This window comes from Nocardia sp. CA-151230, assembly GCF_050942175.1.
In the GTDB taxonomy this organism is placed as follows: Bacteria; Actinomycetota; Actinomycetes; order Mycobacteriales; family Mycobacteriaceae; genus Nocardia.
In genome coordinates, this window is sequence record NZ_CP192061.1 from 3,724,630 (window position 1) to 3,740,789 (window position 16,160).

General features: G+C 65.8%; 18 protein-coding genes. 6 read left to right on the forward strand and 12 right to left on the reverse strand.

Translation table 11 applies throughout. The annotated features are described in order from the left end of the window. Window positions 1-64: 64 nt before the first annotated feature. The 7 genes from ACQP1O_RS17370 to ACQP1O_RS17400 all read right to left on the reverse strand — a co-directional run bounded on the left by ACQP1O_RS17370 (window position 65) and on the right by ACQP1O_RS17400 (window position 6,045). Entirely contained in the window at window positions 65-490 is a 426-nt protein-coding gene (locus ACQP1O_RS17370; RefSeq protein ID WP_433566794.1) for a tyrosine-type recombinase/integrase, read from the reverse strand. A 375-nt stretch (window positions 491-865) separates the two neighbouring features. Then, window positions 866-1,459, reverse strand: coding sequence for a hypothetical protein (locus ACQP1O_RS17375; protein WP_433566795.1), 594 nt, complete (start codon window positions 1,457-1,459; stop codon window positions 866-868). A gap of 128 nt (window positions 1,460-1,587) precedes the next feature. After that, a complete protein-coding gene (locus ACQP1O_RS17380) occupies window positions 1,588-1,761 on the reverse strand; it encodes a hypothetical protein (protein ID WP_433566796.1) in 174 nt (57 codons plus the stop codon). Window positions 1,762-2,441: 680 nt separating this feature from the next. After that, window positions 2,442-3,497, reverse strand: a complete 1,056-nt coding sequence (locus tag ACQP1O_RS17385) for an NAD(P)H-dependent amine dehydrogenase family protein (protein ID WP_433566797.1) — start codon at window positions 3,495-3,497, stop codon at window positions 2,442-2,444. 33 nt (window positions 3,498-3,530) lie between these two features. Beyond that, window positions 3,531-4,418, reverse strand: coding sequence for an LLM class flavin-dependent oxidoreductase (locus ACQP1O_RS17390; RefSeq protein WP_433566798.1), 888 nt, complete (start codon window positions 4,416-4,418; stop codon window positions 3,531-3,533). A gap of 179 nt (window positions 4,419-4,597) precedes the next feature. Beyond that, window positions 4,598-5,518 carry an SAM-dependent methyltransferase gene (locus tag ACQP1O_RS17395; RefSeq protein WP_433566799.1) on the reverse strand — a complete coding sequence of 307 codons (921 nt, stop codon included), beginning with the start codon at window positions 5,516-5,518 and terminating at the stop codon, window positions 4,598-4,600. A 176-nt stretch (window positions 5,519-5,694) separates the two neighbouring features. Further along, window positions 5,695-6,045, reverse strand: coding sequence for a VOC family protein (locus tag ACQP1O_RS17400; protein WP_433566800.1), 351 nt, complete (start codon window positions 6,043-6,045; stop codon window positions 5,695-5,697). 76 nt (window positions 6,046-6,121) lie between these two features. Between ACQP1O_RS17400 and ACQP1O_RS17405 the strand changes: the two genes are divergently transcribed. Then, window positions 6,122-6,682, forward strand: a complete 561-nt coding sequence (locus ACQP1O_RS17405) for a TetR/AcrR family transcriptional regulator (protein WP_433566801.1) — start codon at window positions 6,122-6,124, stop codon at window positions 6,680-6,682. A gap of 217 nt (window positions 6,683-6,899) precedes the next feature. Here ACQP1O_RS17405 and ACQP1O_RS17410 read toward each other — a convergent pair whose 3' ends face one another. From ACQP1O_RS17410 to ACQP1O_RS17420, 3 genes are all read right to left on the reverse strand, one after another. After that, on the reverse strand, window positions 6,900-7,409 hold the full coding sequence (locus ACQP1O_RS17410) for a hypothetical protein (RefSeq protein WP_433566802.1): 510 nt from the start codon (window positions 7,407-7,409) through the stop codon (window positions 6,900-6,902). Between the two features lie 212 nt (window positions 7,410-7,621). Then, window positions 7,622-9,238, reverse strand: coding sequence for a carboxylesterase/lipase family protein (locus ACQP1O_RS17415; protein WP_433566803.1), 1,617 nt, complete (start codon window positions 9,236-9,238; stop codon window positions 7,622-7,624). Then, the gene (locus tag ACQP1O_RS17420) at window positions 9,238-9,432 is read right to left on the reverse strand and encodes a hypothetical protein (RefSeq protein WP_433566804.1); all 195 of its coding nucleotides are present in this window, start codon (window positions 9,430-9,432) and stop codon (window positions 9,238-9,240) included. Before ACQP1O_RS17420 ends, ACQP1O_RS17415 begins: the two co-directional genes overlap by 1 nt. 54 nt (window positions 9,433-9,486) lie before the next feature. Here ACQP1O_RS17420 and ACQP1O_RS17425 point away from each other — a divergent pair, with 54 nt between their 5' ends. From ACQP1O_RS17425 to ACQP1O_RS17440, 4 genes are all read left to right on the forward strand, one after another. Then, on the forward strand, window positions 9,487-10,155 hold the full coding sequence (locus ACQP1O_RS17425) for a hypothetical protein (RefSeq protein WP_433566805.1): 669 nt from the start codon (window positions 9,487-9,489) through the stop codon (window positions 10,153-10,155). Between the two features lie 1,794 nt (window positions 10,156-11,949). Continuing rightward, window positions 11,950-12,153: a hypothetical protein gene (locus ACQP1O_RS17430; RefSeq protein WP_433566806.1), complete on the forward strand. Its 204-nt coding sequence runs from the start codon at window positions 11,950-11,952 to the stop codon at window positions 12,151-12,153. Between the two features lie 166 nt (window positions 12,154-12,319). Continuing rightward, window positions 12,320-12,466: a hypothetical protein gene (locus ACQP1O_RS17435; protein WP_433566807.1), complete on the forward strand. Its 147-nt coding sequence runs from the start codon at window positions 12,320-12,322 to the stop codon at window positions 12,464-12,466. Between the two features lie 450 nt (window positions 12,467-12,916). After that, entirely contained in the window at window positions 12,917-13,345 is a 429-nt protein-coding gene (locus ACQP1O_RS17440; RefSeq protein ID WP_433566808.1) for a DUF3761 domain-containing protein, read from the forward strand. Between the two features lie 27 nt (window positions 13,346-13,372). On the opposite strand, the gene ACQP1O_RS17445 is transcribed toward ACQP1O_RS17440, so the two are convergent. Beyond that, the gene (locus tag ACQP1O_RS17445) at window positions 13,373-13,687 is read right to left on the reverse strand and encodes a hypothetical protein (protein WP_433566809.1); all 315 of its coding nucleotides are present in this window, start codon (window positions 13,685-13,687) and stop codon (window positions 13,373-13,375) included. A gap of 328 nt (window positions 13,688-14,015) precedes the next feature. Further along, window positions 14,016-14,483 carry a DUF6301 family protein gene (locus ACQP1O_RS17450; RefSeq protein ID WP_433566810.1) on the reverse strand — a complete coding sequence of 156 codons (468 nt, stop codon included), beginning with the start codon at window positions 14,481-14,483 and terminating at the stop codon, window positions 14,016-14,018. Between the two features lie 540 nt (window positions 14,484-15,023). On the opposite strand from ACQP1O_RS17450, the gene ACQP1O_RS17455 reads away from it, so the two are divergent. Next, window positions 15,024-16,082: a lipase family protein gene (locus ACQP1O_RS17455; RefSeq protein WP_433566811.1), complete on the forward strand. Its 1,059-nt coding sequence runs from the start codon at window positions 15,024-15,026 to the stop codon at window positions 16,080-16,082. Window positions 16,083-16,160 lie beyond the last annotated feature (78 nt).

Below are 16,160 nucleotides of genomic sequence, written 5' to 3' on the forward strand. Positions count from 1 at the left end.
GAGGACGCCATCCTTGAGAGTTCTTCGACACTCGACACCGAGACCGCCGCAGCGCCGTAACCGATCATCGGCCGCGGCGGCGTGACGCCGGGCCGGTGTCGGCCTGCCACCGTCCCATCGCCTCTGCCGACACCTTGATGTACTTGGCCAGGCTGCGCACCGAGGCGTGCCCGGACAGTGCCATCAGCATCGGTGTCGAAGCGCCGGTCTCGACGGCGTGGGTGAGCTTGCTGTGCCTCAGTTGGTGAAGCGTGAAAGGGTCGCGCTTCATCGATGCCGTGTGCTGCTCGAACAACGTCGCCGCTCGCCGATACGACAGCCGGGCGCGTTGAGTGGTCGGGTCGACATCGGCCTGCGCCACCGACGGTTTCGCCTTGCGGTCGGTGAGGAACAACGGACCGCGCCTGCGGCCGGCGATCAGGCGCGGCAACAGCCGCGCGATGCTGGTCTGCCAAGAGACGACATCGCGGGCACCGCCCTTGCGGACCACGGTCGCGCACGGTTGACGGTGTCGAGGTCCTCGACGTCGAGAGTCAGGATCTCCTCGGCCCGCGCCGCGGTCTCGTACAACATCGTCCACAACGTGCGCTCCCGCACGACACGTCCAGGGCCAGCAACTCGCCGATCTCGTCGTGGAGATTGCCCCTGCCCCTCAACGTCTTTCCTGCTGCAAGCCTCCCTGTCTGGGCAGCGATATCCGCTACTGCCGCCTACCGCGCTGATCGAACCGGCCAGCGTGGGACAGGCAAAGATCAACTGGCCGTGCCGATCCGGGGCCGCCCGAACGCACCATAATGCCGAGTTCAGGATGCGCTCACTGCGTGGTGGGCATGGCCAGCAGTCCGGCGAGGCCATCGCGGCCGGCCTAGTCCTCGGCTTCCTGCGCGAGCATCCGCATGTACCGGTGGAGGAATTCACCGTCCGCGACGGGGCCGGTGCAATCGAGCCAGTAGTCAGCGATGACCGACGGAGCGAGTAGGTCAACGGCAATGATCGCCCGCCGGAGCAGTTCCAGACGCGCGGGGTCTTTGGTGTCGGCCCGAAACCAAATACTCTCGACCAGAGGCTCATCGCCGTTCAACTTGATGAAACAGGACGCGTTCACGCCGTAGCAGTAGGCGTCATCCTCGTAGATGCCCATCGGGTCCCGTCTGCTCTCGTCGAACCCTGCCGACGCCGTCGCGACGAACCGCCGGACCCGCGGCATGATCGGTGCCAGTACCGCATCGACCTGTGCGAACGTCAGCCCTGCCTCCGCGTAGTCGTGCTCGGGCGCCGCGATCTCGTGCACATCGGTCCAGCCGATGCCGTCCGGCGCGCGGTTGGCACCGCTCGCGACCTCGCTCGCACGCAAGTCGCCCGCCACTTCGGTGGCGGCCGCCAGAGGGTGAAGGCAGCGCATGCCCCACTCGTCCTCGTGGATATGAATCTTCGTCACGGCGGCGAACTCGTCGGTCATGCGGCCCACCCTGTCATGGAACGCGCACTACCGACACCAGACCGCCCCTGCGGCACACACTTCAGGCCAGCAGCAAACGACGTGTCATGCCGCTGATCGTACTGACGAACCGGTCGGAGTGTGATCGCTTACGGGATGCAGTCGTAGCCGTTGACGTAGGCAGGAGCATTTGCGATGTTGCCGGAGATGGTGAGGAACTCGATGGGCTTGCCGTCGAGGCCACGGGGCGCTGGAGGTTGCTTTCCGCAGCTGTAAGTGATGGGTGTCGGGTTGCGTTGGGTGATCTGCCAGGGACCTCTCATCGTATTGTCCTGTCCGGCAGTGCCTTCTGCGGGTTGGCAGTCGCCTCGGCCGGTGATGACGACGGTGTCCCCATTCTGTAACCCAGCGGCTGCACGACGATGGCCTCATTGCATACGTACGTGGGGATCTGGGCGCGACCGTCGTCGGCGGTCTCGCATGCGGTGAGAAGTGTTGCGACAGTGATTCCCCCGAGAGCGGTCGATGTCTGCGTCATGCTCATGCTTCGAGGTCCTTCGTGTGGCGTGCGGCTGGAGCCGTATCGACTTTGACCAACACCGTTATCCCTCGTCCGCTCGATGCGGGCGGCGTGACGATCCACGACGAGTGACAATGTCCACCCGGTGAAGCGGGCCGCCCCCGGACAGTGACGCTCCCGAACCCCTCCATGACCATGGCCGACTGCCCTGTCCGGGCGTCCTCGGCGAATTCCTGCCAAGTGGTCGGCACAGCGGAGTCGATGACGGGTTCCTCCAAATTGACGTCGTACGCGTCTTCGTCCGCTGCCGGGTCCAGGTGTCCATCAGCCAATTCGACCACTCCTTGTCGCTCATCAGGCGTCGGAACTGATGATGGAACACGCTTTCGATCCGTTGCAGCGTTGACAGCGGACCTCAGGCACCGGGCATCAGAAGAGCAACGGGCACAGCGAGATCCAGTCGGCGCGAGACGCCCGGTGCGATCAGCGCGCCAGGTCCGGGTGCGCCCGACCGGTGACCACGGGCATGTCGACGAAGGTCAGCAGGCCGGGTTCGGCAGCACAGACGTAGGGGATCGAGTTCACGCAGTGCGCCGCGGTCACGACGATGCCGGGGTTGCGCTGCAGGCCGGCCGCCACGCTGGTCGGGTGCCATCCATGGATCGTCACGAAGCAGTCGGGATCGCCCTTCACCTCGACCTCGAACCGGACGCCGCCGTCGCCGTATTTCCAAGGCGGGTCGAGGTTCTCATCGCCCATCAGCCAGTTGACCGCGACCCTGACGACCTTGGTGTCGCCGATGAATGCCTCCCAGGCGAAGCGCTGGGCGGCGACCTGGCCGGGCTGGATCACGCCGATCGGCGAGTCGATCGGCGCGGTCGCGACCGCCACCGCGCGGCTGCTGCGGATCTCGGCGTCGGCGAAGCCGAGCGCGTCCAGGCACATCCGCACCGACTGGTCGAACCCGTTGTCCAGCAATGCCAGCATCGGACCGTCCATCGCCTGCTCGGGCGACTGACCGAAACCCATGAGGTGGCGTACGACGTCGGGGGCGTCGTAGGTGCGGATGTCGGAGTACTCCTCACCGCGGACGAACGTGATTGCGCTGGACAGGCCCGTGAAGAACAGCGGCTGCTGCTCGGTGGCACCGCCCGGGTCGATCCCGGTCCCGTGCAGCGTCACGCCGCCTTCGCGGGCCGGGGCCGTCATCCTCTCCTTCTCCTCCGCGGTCGGCCAGAACCAGCCCAGCGGCGTGACGACGTTCTTGCCCGAACGCAGAATCGCCGCCACCTCTTCAGGATTCGGCATCAGCGGCGAGTAGAGGACGCAGTCGGCGTCCATCGCGAGGATCTCGTCGATGCGGTTGGTGGCGGTGACACCGATCGGGCCGATCCCGGCGAGCTCACCGGCGTCCCGGCCGACCTTGGCCTGCGAATGCACCCAGCACCCGACGAGCTCGAGATCCGGGTGCAGCTGGATCTGGCCGATCGCGGCCTGGCCAAGCCCACCGGTGGCCCACTGGATCACGCGCAGCGTCATGCATGGAATAGAACAGGTTCCATTCCTCGAGCGTCAAGGCCGTGCGGTCACCACCTCGGCCGCCACCTCGAGGAATTTCAGGTCGGTGACGGCCGGGACCAGGATGAACTCGTCGCACCCGGCCCGCTCCGCGCCGTCGAGAATGTCGGCGAGCACCTCGGGACTCGACGCCCGCGTCGAGGCGGCGATCATCTCGGCCAGCCTGGGTCCGAGGAAGCCGAGGTAGCGAGCGGTGAAGGCGTGCAACGCCTGCGAGGCATCGGCGACACCCAGGGCGGTGAAGCAGCCACTGACCTTGCGCGGGGTCGTCGCACGACCGGCCTCGGCCCAGCACCGGTCGGCGAGCTCGCCCACCTTGGCGATCTCCTCGGCATCGCCTCGAATACTGAAGCCGGAGATGCCATCCGCCCACCGCGCCGCCCGACGCATCGCCTTGGGCCCCATCGCACCGGCGAGAATGATCGGCCCGCCCGGCGCCACGCACGCCGGCCCGACCGGGTCCGCGCCCTCGAACGGCGGCTCACCGGCGAGCAGTGACTTCAACTCGGCCACCTTGTCGTCGAGCTGCTGGTGCCGTTCCTTGAAATCAGCGCCGAGAGCACGGTAGTCGTGCTCGCGACCGCCGACGCCCACGGCCACCTCGAGACGTCCGTTCGCGAGCTGGTCGAGAGTCCCGATCTGCTGTGCGACCATCGCCGCCGGGTGCTGTGGAAGCACCCAGAGGTTCGCCAGAACCCGCACCCGCTCCGTCACCGCCGCGCAAGCACCCAGCGTCGCGACCATCTCCGGATTCGAAAACGTCACCCGCTCGCCCACCGAGACACTCGAAAACGGACCCGCGTCGATTCGCCGAGCCCAGTCGAGCGTCGTGCCCGGTCCGTACCCGGGAGCCATCTGCGGAAGCGCAACACCGATCTTCATACGGCGACCCTCTCAGAACCACCCGACCCCGGTCAGGCGATTTCGATTTCGAGAAGCGATGGCGGTCAACAGATTCAGCGCGGCCCGACATCAGCAGTACGCGCTCATGCCGATGAGCGTGTACCGGCGAACCCATGGTCTTGTACCCATGTCGAAACCTGCGACGTGGCGGGTAGCCGCTACTTCGTGGTCTTGTCGAGGGTGCCGCTGACGTAGAGCAGGTCGACCATGGCGATGTCGTCGTTCTTCAGGGGTGGAAGGTTGTTGGCGGTGAGCAGGTCTCGGACGCTGATTTCGTTCAGTGCCCAGCCGCGGTCGGTCAGGTAGGCAGCGGCTTCGTTGCGTTCACCGAAATATCGCAGCCTGGCCATGTCGGGATCGAACCCGTGCGTGCGCCGGCGGTCGGAGATCCCGTGCAGGCGTTCCTTCGTCGTGTCCTCCTGGCCCGGTTGCGGGTTGGACCTGCTCTCGGTGGCCACCCGGCTTCCGGGTGCGCTGAGGTTGGTCATGGTGTCCAGCAGGCGGTCCTGCGCCTCGGGTGGCAGGTAGCCCAGCAGTCCTTCGGCGCTCCATGCGCTCGGGCGGGTCGGGTCGAATCCGGCGGTGTGCAGCACGGTGGGCCAATCCTCACGCAGATCGACCGCGGCCACTCGACGGTCGGCGGTGGGGGCAGCGCCCAACTCGGCCAGTGTGCGGGTCTTGAATTCGATGACCTGCGGCTGGTCGACCTCGTACACCACGGTCCCGGCCGGCCAGGCCAGCCGGTAGGCGCGGGAATCCAGCCCCGAGGCCAGGATCACGACCTGGGCGATGCCCGCGTTCGCCGCGTCGCGGAAGAACTCGTCGTAGAACGTGGTCCGTATCGTGGCCACGTCGATCCAGATCTGATCGACGAGGCCGTCGGGGGCCACCTCGCCGGTCGCCAACTGGGTGGCAAGCTCGACGCCGACCGCCCGCACGAGCGGTTCGGCGAACGGGTCGTCGATGAGCTGCCGATGTGTGCGGGTTGCTATCGCCCGGGCCACCGCGGCCATGGTGGCGGTGGCGCCGACACTGGATGCCAGATCCCAGCTGTCTCCGTCGTACCTGGTCGAAGTCAAGTTCTGCCCTACCTTCCTTTGAACTGCGAGTGCATTCGGCAAGTGGCATAACGCTTTTGAAGGCTCAGGTGGATCCCCTCAACCTCGAAACCTAACCGAGGCGCCCAGGTCGATGTGGCGGGCATGGCCGGTGATCGCAGCCGATGACGGCAGCGCGCAGGACCGGTGCACGGCTGCTACTGCTGCGCGGCCTGCCACAGCGCCAACGTCGCGCCGCCGGGTTCGTCGATCACGACCACCGACCCTGGCGGCAGGTCGATGCGGGGCTTGACGATTCGCGCGCCGAGCGCGACCGCCTGCTGGGCCGCGGCATCCACGTCGGGCACCGGCACGTACGGAATCCATTGAGGGCGACGCGAATCGTCGTCGGCGAGCGGGGTGAATCCACCCCAGAGTCCGTCGCTGGTGCCGAACATCGGGCCTGCGGGGGATTCGGTGATCGGCCAGCCGAACAGCTCGGAATAGAAGCGGCGTGACGCATCGAGGTCGGTGGTGCGGACGTCATGGAAAACGAAAACTTGGGACATGTGTCCTGACTTTAGGTCGGGTGTCCCAACTTGGCAACGGGGTGGGTAGATTGGTGCTGTGACAGCGACGAGACCAGTGATCGAGGCCAACCGGCGCGGCAAGCGCGAGCAGATCGTCGATGCGGCCAAACAGGTTCTCGCACGCGATGGTTTGGCCGCGTGTACAGCGCGCTCGGTCGCGCAGGCGAGCCCGCTCACCAAGAGTGCGGTGCACTACTACTTCGACGACATCCACCAGCTCGTGGATCTCGCCATGGGTGAACACGTGACCGCGATGGTGAAGGCTCTGCGTCAGGCCGCTGACGCAGAAACCGATCCGGCCGAGAAGGCGTGGGCGGTGGTCAACGCCTACTTGACGACGTTCGCCGAGCAGCCCAACGCCGCGTTCCTGTGGTTCGAGTACTGGATCGACACCGGCCGCCATCGTTCGACCGAAACGGTCGGTGCAACCCTTGGCGACATGCACACGCTGCTGAGCGAGATCACCGCCCAACTCCCTGTCGAGGATTCCGCGGCATCCGCGCGGATGCTGCTGTCCTGGCTGCTGGGCACCGTTGTGCAACAGCAAGTCCAGCCGAACACGCCAACCGCTATACGCCAAGAACTGAACTCGATCCTCCGGAACGCCACCACATAGATCGACCCGTGACCGACCAATGCGACATCCTGTAATTGGCGCCGCATACTGCGCTGACCGAACCGGCCAGCGTAGGGCATCGGAAGATCAACTGGCCGTGCCGATCCGAGGCCGGTGGAACGTCCGCTATTGCCGCTTCCCTCGCTGACCGAACCGGCCAGCGCAGCGCGGACGGCGGCGAGACCGTTCGCGCCCCAAGGACATCGCTACTGCGACATCACTGGCTGGCAGAACCGACGGCCTTGGCGTTCACAGCGGGGAGGGTCTGGACATCGTTGGCCGCGTACTGGACAAACGCGTCGATCGCCGCCGTAGCCGCTAGATAGCGCTGTTCATGTTCCTCCGCATCGCACGCGGCCACACCGGTTCGCTGTATCCCTCGAATCGCTTCGATCGCTTCATCTGCCAGTCGATGCAGGCGGCTATCGTCGGACAGCAGCTTGACACGGAGGAACTCGGTCTTCAGGGCCGCCTTCTGGGAAAAGGCCTCCGACCTCGAATTCAGCTCCGCGCCGGGATCTTGCCTCAGCCGATGCCATCTCTCGATTTGATGATGGCGATACTCGATCGCTGCAGCAGCGAACGCGTTGTATGCACTCAGTCGATCCTGCCGCAGCCTCTCCGAGAAGCTCTGCCGGATCGCCCTGTGAGCTGAGGCCCGCTGAAAGTAGTGGGTAACAATGGATCCCAACAACGTCCCGGCGACGGCAATCAACGCGGTAATCACACCGTCAACCTATCCGGTTTCGCCGGATCTCCTGTGCTGCTGTCGATTTGGGAGTTCAGCGCCACGTTTCGTGGCTGCGGACAAGTCACGAACGGCAATGGTTCCAGCGCGCTCGATCATCCAATTCTGCCGCGACCGCGCTGCGGTTCGATATGGCCTGTGCACCTGCCGCGAATGCACTGAACTGCCGCTGGTCGCGCGGTTCGAAGTGGTCAGGGCGAGCCTTTCGGAGGATCACCTCTGTGAGATCGGTGGGCTTTTCGGCTGTTGGCGACGTGGAGGTGTTTTCGGGCCTGCAGCTCGAGGGCGTGGAAATGGTGCTCGGCCCAGATACGACGTGAGGGCTCCTGCGGGTATGGCCGCTCGGTCGCCCGGATGTCGTAGACGCGGGTGGTGCGGGTGCGTGAGTCGTAGGGTGCCCAGCCGGGGTCGCCGCTGGTCGCGAATGTGGTCCAGTCGGTGCGCATCGTGTCGGCGACGTGGCTGATTTCGTTCGCGGCGTTGGGGTGGGCGTGAGGGTGTGCGGCGACTTCGGCGGGGCTGAGGGTGCCGAAGACGAGCAGGAAGTCCAGGCAGTGCGAGGCGCCTTGTCTGGAGTTGAAACTCCAGTCCAGTTCGTAGAACCAGACCCGTCCGCCACCGGCGTGCGCGGCGTCGGCCAGGTGCAGGCTCGGCATCCGGAACAGCCAGTCACTGTTGAGCAGCTCGAACCGTTGGGTGGGTGTCGCCTCGGGGTAGGTGGCACGGTAGCGCCGTTCGCCGTCCGGTGGCGCGAGATGCTCGAACGCGGCGGCGATCTGCGGTGTGGTCGGTTCGCTGCCGGGTCGTGTCGTGTAGAGCCGGAATTCGTCGCGGGTGTGGCCGACGAGCAGGTCGATTCCGCGTGCGGCACCGCCGGCGAGCCCATGCCAGGGTGTGCAGGGCAGGATCTCTCCGTCGATGACGGGGGAGAACGGTGTGGGCGTGAGGGCCATCGGGCCCCAGGTATCGGCGAACTGCGGCATTTGCGCGATCACTGCGGCGGTCGCGTCGGTCAGGGCCTGTGGTGTCACGCGGGTGAGGTCGTCGATGGTGGCTCGGACTCCGAGGTGGCCGGCGATGGTGTCGGCTATCGCGGTGGCCAGGGGCGGACAGAAGTAGGTGCCGGGCATGCTCTGGCTGATCGCCCGCCGGAACAGTCCGGTCGCTGACGGCATGACCAGCAGTGCGGCGATACACGCGCCGCCGGCGGACTGGCCGAAGACGGTGACATTGGCCGGGTCGCCGCCGAAGGCCGCGATGCTGTCCTGGACCCAGTGCAGTGCTGCGATCTGGTCGAGGATGCCACGGTTGTCGGGGGCGCCGGCGATGCGGGCGAAGCCGTCGGCGCCGACGCGGTAGTTCATGCTGACGACCACCACACCTGTCCCTGCGAGCAGGGCAGCGTCGTAATGCGGGTTGCGGGTGTGGTTTTCCAGGTACGTGCCGCCCTGGATCCATACCATCACCGCCAGCCCCGCAGCACCGGGGTCCGGCGTCCAGACGTTGAGGGTCAGGCAATCCTGCGAGCCGTCGTCGGTGCTGCCGGTCAGCGACGACATCACCGCACCGGTATGGCCGGGCTGCGGAACACAGGGACCGAACTGCAGCGTGTCCCGGACACCGTCCCATCCGCGCACCGGGACCGGTGCGCCGAAGCGTCGAGGCCCGATGGGGGCCTCGGCATACGGGATCCCCCGAAAGATCGCGACCGCGCCGTACCAACGGCCCCGCACCGCTCCGGCAGCGGTACGGACCTCTACTCGATCCGCGCGCGAAGCAGCAGCATGACCCTCAAACACGCTCGCCATCACAACATCCTCGACAGCAGTCCTGGAATCGCGCCACCGATTTCACCGTTGCTGCTCGCGGCTCGCCCGCCAACGCACTCATCTGCCGCATATCGCGTGGTTCGAAACGGCCACGGATGGCTGTCCAGCCCGATCATGACGTCAGTTTTCGCCGTTTCGGCATCCAGCTCGCTCGGACCGCCGTCGAGATTCACCGATGAACGACGTCAGGGTTCACCGATGTAGCCAGGCCTGGCATGGTCTCGTGAATGGGTATCTGGACGGACCAATTCCTCGCCCCGTACGAGGCACAGCTGCCGGAGGCGGCGGACTTCGCCGAGTTGGCGGCGAGCATGATTCGCTATCAGGTGGCGTGCGCGCCCTGGACGCTGGTCGCCGGAAACCTGTCCGCCAACGCCGAACTGCCCTATGTCGGGATTCTCGGCGACATCCGATGGAGCATCCGCGACGGTTCTCTGACCGTGGGCGGCGAGCGGGCCACCGACACCACCGAACGCACCGAGTGGGACGAGAAACAGCTGCCGCCGTGGGGGCAGGCTCTGGAGGGGGCCCGGGTGCTGGCTACCGGGACCGACCCGGCGGATATCGCGCCCGCACTTTCCGCCGCACCGTACGGGCGAGAGGACATCGCCGTTGTCTTCGACCAGCTCGAGTTCGGCAATCCCGAAGTGCTGAACCACTTCTGGAGCGAGGACAGCCGAATCCAGTTGACCTGCTTCGCGCTTGCCCGCCCGCAATACCGGCCGCTGTCCGCCAATACGCTCGCTGATCCGGACAACGGCCCGGTGCATCCGGTGCAGGCGTTCGTGTCGGTCGGCTACAAGCTCGGCGACGGCGGCTATCCGTGCCCGGCGATCGCGGATGCCGTAGTGCGAGTCCTGGGTCCAGGTCTGGTGGTCGGTCAGACGATCGGTTGAGCGTTCCCCTGGTTCTTCCCTCGGTGGCGCACGGACAGGAACTGGTCGCCGCCACGGCAACTAGGCACGGCAGATGATGCGCGCCGGGTCCGGGTTGTCGGCGCGGACTGCGGGCGAGGCGGATGTGGTGGATGTGCCCCAGCCCCTGCGATACTGGCGACCATGGGCAGCCGCGGCCCTCGCGCGAGACGGTGATCGAGATCCTCGACGCGGTGGGGCTCCGGCCGGATGAGCCGGCAGCTGGCTACGCCGGTGAATCCTGCCGTCGGCTATCGGTGAACTCTAGCGCTGATCAACGAAGCCGAGAGCTGTTGGCATCGGCAAATTCTGACGTCACCAGCGAGCGTGTCCGGGCTGCTTGGGCGTGTACGGCGAACGCACCATCATGCCGATGAGCGTGAGCGCATCGCATCGGCCACCGCTGGCGTCCACCGCGGTTACGCGGACTCCGTGTCAGCGGACGAGCAGGCTTGCGGGTGGGCTGCTATGGAACGCTCCATGAAGGCGATTGCTTCTGGGGGAAGGAGCTCCCGCGGGAGCACCCGTAGGCCGATTTCGCCAGACAGTGCCACGGTGTGCTCCTGGACTCGAATTCGCTGGATCATGGCATACGGGTAGGCCACGAATTCGGTCGCGGTCATCAGCTCCAAACCGTCGGCCAGGTACCGAAGCTGTAGTACTGCACCGGGATTCGCGAATTGCCACACTCGGCGAGAGCCACGCCGACCTTCTCTCAGGGAGAACGCCGCCAGACATGCCAGCACCCCCGCATAGATCGCAGCGGCTGTTACTACGACAGCGAAAGGTCTTGTCCAAGTGAGGTATCGGCCAGGTGAACCCGCTTGCCAGATCAGATACGTGACGGCACGGAGGGCCATAATCACCGCCGTCACGCCAGCTGCGACCAGCCACACCTCGAGCCCGCGCCACCTCAGAAGTAGCTCGTCACGGGTTATCCACACCACCGTCCGCGGCCCCGCCGCATACCGGACAACCGTCGCCCCCACCTGATCCTGATGGATCGAGGTCTGCCCAGACTCCATCACGCCTCCCCTAGAGCAAACCTCACGGCAGCCTACGCCCAAACACCACTTCCATCCGATTGAACCGCGACCACACCCTGACTGGTCGAACCGACCATCGCACCCCGCCGAAGGTCAACGGCCCGAGACCAGGCGCGGCCCGTTCGTGTGCCCGCTCATAGCCACATACTGCGCTGACCGAACCGGCCAGCGCGGCCCCTCGGCAACGGGCCGCGGGTATCCTGCCTGGCCGAACGCGCTGAACCGCCGATTTCGGCGCGATCGATCGCAGCCGAGATGCCGAGATGCCGACCGAGGCAGGCCCAGTTCGGTGTCCAGGTACGACAGTTCACCGTCTTCTGCACAGCCGAGGCGTGCACCAGCCCGATCGCGATCAGTGGCAATGTTCCGGTGCCGACCGCACCGCCGAGCTGGCTGACCGCCGCCGCACCCCGCAACCGGTAGGGGCCCGGGCGAAAGCCGCGTCGGCGGGGCGGCGCGCATGATGGCTTCGCCGCCTCGCACAAGAGCAGCGACGGGCTTTCCCGTAGGCAGGTGCCGGGCGCGTTCGGTACCACTGCGGGCACGGCCGCGCCGGCGAGTGTACAAACCCACTCAATTGCCGCATACCGCGCTGAGCGAACCGGCCGGCACAGTACAGCCTGCGTCCGGAACCTGTTGCGGCGCAGAACGTCTCCAACTGCCGATGGCAGCGCGATGCTAGTGCTGCTTCGAAGACGGTGGTCGGCGCTGGTGAGCATCGTCCCTGGGCATGGGCTCCGTAATGCAGGTGTATTTGGCTGACCTCGCGACGCTGAAGGCTGCATTTGGCTCGAAAGACACGAGGCTCGTCGACGCGATCACTGCGACGTGGCGAACTGATCCGGACGGTACCGAGGACGCCGCAAGCGGGGCCAGGTTGTCCGCTACGGCGACGGTGATCATCTCGCAGGTGTGGTCCGCAATCGGCAGTTGACGTCGTCGCGCAGTGGGATCCTGAAGGCCGATGCGGCTTGCGGTACGCGACGGTATTGCACCGAGAGCGCGTCACGGCTCTGTCCGAGGCGCAGACCCTACTCAGCCACACGCGGCACCTGCACCGAGGTGGACAGTGCTTTGAGGAAGGTGAGGGAGCAGCGGGTGTGCGCCGCGGGTATCGGTGGATGCTCGTCGGCAACGAGGACGTGATCAAACCGGATCGGATGGTGATGCGCTGGCTGCAGGTGCACGGCGCCGACCTCACCCCACACGCCGCACGGTATTGCTCGGCAGGATTGCCGAGCAACTGAGCCGGACGGGCTCCCGTCGAATCACCCCGTGGGAGGTCGATCACGCCATCTGGCTGGTCACTCGTTCGTGACATCGACCTCGCCCAGCGGACCGGCATGGTGAGATTCTCTCGGGAAAGGCTCGCCCACGTAATCATGTGCCGGACAGTCGATTCGGAGTCCGGCCCGGGTACAGCGATCGATGGGTCGCGCCGACCATTGACTCCGTCCGTGCTCTGTTGTAACGACCGGCTGACACCCGTCGATCTGGTGAATGTTCTCCCCATTGGCCAAATTCTTGGCCCAGGAGGACTTCCACTCCCACCCGTAATACGCAGGCGATCACCCATGCCCAAAACACCCCCACCCACGTCTCCAGGACGTCAGCCGAACCATCCACAGCCACAACGGAACCGGGTGCCCCGGAATCCCGCGGCGAAACCACATCCATGGAGGTGGGTCATCGGTCTCGTGGCATTGCTGACCGTCGTGTCGACCATGATCGGCGCACTCGGTTCCAGCGGCCACAAATCCACCGGTGTCGTTGCCCCGATTGCGGGTACCGCCGCAGCGGCATCGACGACCCGCGCCGTCCCGTCCTTCCCCTCAGCGCAGGTCTCGCCGCAACCCCTTACTGGCATCCCCGGATCGACGGTCGCACCCCTGGCGGCCGCGCCACCCACGGTCGACAGCCCGGTGTCACCGGTCGCACCGGGCGCGACCGGCACGTGTGGGGGCGACTTCTACATCAACACTGACGGGGTTTGCGTGCACCGGCCCGAACAAGCCGCAGCGCCTCCGGCGGGTGCTACCGCGCAGTGCACCGACGGCACCTACAGCTTCAGCCGTACCCGGTCGGGAACCTGTTCCAAGCACGGCGGCGTTGCTCGATGGTTGTGAACGTGCCCTGAATTCCCGGGCCAGGTGTCATCGGCCGCGCTGGCGACTGCTTCTCGCGGCCGCCGCACGCGTTGTCCCCGCGCCGGCTCCGAAGATCGTCACCGGCACAATATCGAAATGCACAGTTGCCCAAGTGGTCCCGATGTGGAGCCGATGGTCGAGTGCCCGCAGCTCGAACGCGCGGTCGGCGAAGCGGTCCGGCAGGCGCAGCGGTTGCAGTGGCCGCAATGCCAGCAGTGCCGCGTCGAATATGTAGCCGATGGCATCGGAAACGGCGTCGCCGTCGTCCACGCAGGCGAACGCGAATGCCAGGTGGGAAAAGTCGGAGGCAAGCAGGTGCATGAACGTCGCCCAACGACTGCTGAACACCGATCTCGAACGCCGACAGTCAGACCCACCGGCAATCGGACATTCCCTCAAGCCCTGCACAGGAGCGGTTGCAGCGTTGTAGCTGCATCGGGCCGAGGGCATTGCTTTACTGTGCGCTCATGCTGCACAGCGCGGTTTGTGACGCGCAATGCTCTGCGGCGCAGTGGATTCAGGGCTGCCGACGGGCACCGAACTCCAGCCGAGTCCCAGTCATGCTGTCGGCGGTTCCGAGGGGCCGAGAAGTCCCACCGGTTGCCAGAGTCGCTGGAAACCGTGCTCTGGCCAGCGCTCTATCGGCGAATTACGAACCACCCCAACCATTGCGAACACGGCCGGGCCCCGGTTCCAATGCTCGAAGCCAGCCGAAGGCTCGGTGGGGCTCGATGCCGAGACGCAGGTAGGAATATCTGATCGAACGCGTCAATCTGAGGGTGATATCCGGTCGACACCACGTCGCGAACGCGTCGGGTCCACCTACCAGTGGCGGTGCGCCGAGCAGCCGAACGCACGCCTCCAGTGCCGCCGCGTAGGCCCGATCCAACTGTGCCGGAGCGACATACTGTGTCATGGACAGGTCATGGAATTCACCGAATCCCCAGCGTTCGGCATCCATGTAGCCGGGTGTCGTCGACGCACTGACATACGACCAGTGGGAATCCGTCTCCATGACGGCCTTGATCCCGTGCCGATCCTCGTGGACAGGCCAACCTGTCCCGTCGAGAATCCGGTCGATATCCGCGCGCGACCACGATCCGAAATTCGCGCCCACGAGCCGCGGGATCGCCTCGAGCAGCTGGCGACCCTCGACCAGGTTCAGGATCGGCTCGGAATATTCGTTCGGCCGACGGTGGAAACGGAGGAATCGCGCTGTGGCCGTATCGATCTCATCACATCTCGCTGGTGTTCACTCACGCGGCGAATCTGGCAACGGCGACCGACACGATGGGACGACGATCGATCGGCGTGATCTTGATCGTCGATTCGGGCATCCATCCCGATCGAGGAATGTATTCTGACGGCGCTCAGGGGGATTCGTGGGAGTCGATCCCCTCCAGGGAGGGAAGTTCGAGTAATGGGTAGTGTCGTATCAGCCTGTGGTTCAACGGGTTCAGTGGTCAAGCGCAGTCAATTGCGCTCGGTTCTGATCGCGGTTTCGGCGATGGCGTGCTTTGCCGGTAGTTCCGTGGCGGTCGGTAGTGCGGATCCGCTGGTGACTCCGCAGAACGACCCGTTCTACACCCCGCCGTCGGGCTGGGAGTCGAAAGCGCCGGGCACGATCCTGAATTCGCGACCCGTCGAGGTGGCCTCGATGACGCCACAGGCCCAGGACGCCGACGCCTGGCAGTTGCTGTATCGGACGACCGATACCAACGGCCAGCCCATGGCGACCGTGACGACGGTGCTGCGCCCACGAACCGGGCAGGTCAAAGGCTTGATCAGCTATCAGGCTGCCGAAGACGCCTCGGCCCCCCAGTGCGCTCCCTCGTACGTGCTGCGGCAAGGAGCGCCGGACAAATACGACGCCTCACTGGATTTGATTCCGATCGACCAGATGCTGTCCTCCGGTCACGCGATTTCCATCCCCGACTGGGAGGGCCCGAAGGGGGTGCTGATCACCCCGAAACAGCCGGGTTACGCCGCGCTCGACGGAGTGCGCGCGGCCGAGGCTTTCGCGCCGCTCGGGCTGTCCGGAACCGATACTCCGGTTGCCGCGATGGGGTACTCCGGCGGGGCGATCAGTACCATTTGGGCCGCGCAGGTCCAACCGACCTATGCTCCCGAACTGCGACTGGTCGCCGTTGCCCCCGGTGGTTGGACAGCACCCATCGGCCCCTACCTGCAGTCGCTGAATGCCGGTCCGTTCTCCGGTTTCCTGCCCTCGCTCCTGCCGGGCATGATGCGTGCCGATCCACGGGTGGCGGCGGCTTTCGACACGTATCTGACGCCCGCCGGGCGCGCTCTGATGGCCGCGGGTGACAGCAAATGCGTGACGCCGAACGTGGCTCGGCACGCGTTCGTGAACATGGACGACTACCTGACGATCCCCTTCTCGCAACTGATCGAGCAGATAGAGCCGTCGTTGGGCGAATTGGACTTCAGCACCGTGCCGAGCGCGCCGCTGTTCGTCTATCACGCCGTGAACGACGAGATCCTCATCGTCTCGAAGACCGACCAGGCGGTGGCGGATTGGTGCGCATCGGGGGCACGGATCACCTATACGCGGGACCAAACGAGCGAGCACGTCAGTCTCGCCCTCAAGGGGACTCCCGAGGCTCTGCGTTGGGTCGACGAGCGTCTGGCGGGGCAGGCCGCGCCCGACGGTTGCTCGACACGCACGGTGACGTCGATGTCGCTCGGTGGTGCGTAGCACGGTCGAAATATCGTGCGCTCCCGGATGATCGGCGGGAGCCTCGCCACGGCCCGATTACATCGCCCGCCACGACCG

Excerpts from the sequence above, each read along its gene's own strand:
- ACQP1O_RS17375 (WP_433566795.1), bottom strand. The coding sequence starts at position 1,459 with ATGACCGACGAGTTCGCCGCCGTGACGAAGATTCATATCCACGAGGAC.
- ACQP1O_RS17380 (WP_433566796.1), bottom strand. The coding sequence starts at position 1,761 with ATGAGAGGTCCCTGGCAGATCACCCAACGCAACCCGACACCCATCACT.
- ACQP1O_RS17385 (WP_433566797.1), bottom strand. The coding sequence starts at position 3,497 with ATGACGCTGCGCGTGATCCAGTGGGCCACCGGTGGGCTTGGCCAGGCC.
- ACQP1O_RS17390 (WP_433566798.1), bottom strand. The coding sequence starts at position 4,418 with ATGAAGATCGGTGTTGCGCTTCCGCAGATGGCTCCCGGGTACGGACCG.
- ACQP1O_RS17400 (WP_433566800.1), bottom strand. The coding sequence starts at position 6,045 with ATGTCCCAAGTTTTCGTTTTCCATGACGTCCGCACCACCGACCTCGAT.
- ACQP1O_RS17415 (WP_433566803.1), bottom strand. The coding sequence starts at position 9,238 with ATGGCGAGCGTGTTTGAGGGTCATGCTGCTGCTTCGCGCGCGGATCGA.
- ACQP1O_RS17425 (WP_433566805.1), top strand. The coding sequence starts at position 9,487 with ATGGGTATCTGGACGGACCAATTCCTCGCCCCGTACGAGGCACAGCTG.
- ACQP1O_RS17430 (WP_433566806.1), top strand. The coding sequence starts at position 11,950 with ATGGGCTCCGTAATGCAGGTGTATTTGGCTGACCTCGCGACGCTGAAG.
- ACQP1O_RS17445 (WP_433566809.1), bottom strand. The coding sequence starts at position 13,687 with ATGCACCTGCTTGCCTCCGACTTTTCCCACCTGGCATTCGCGTTCGCC.
- ACQP1O_RS17455 (WP_433566811.1), top strand. The coding sequence starts at position 15,024 with ATGACGCCACAGGCCCAGGACGCCGACGCCTGGCAGTTGCTGTATCGG.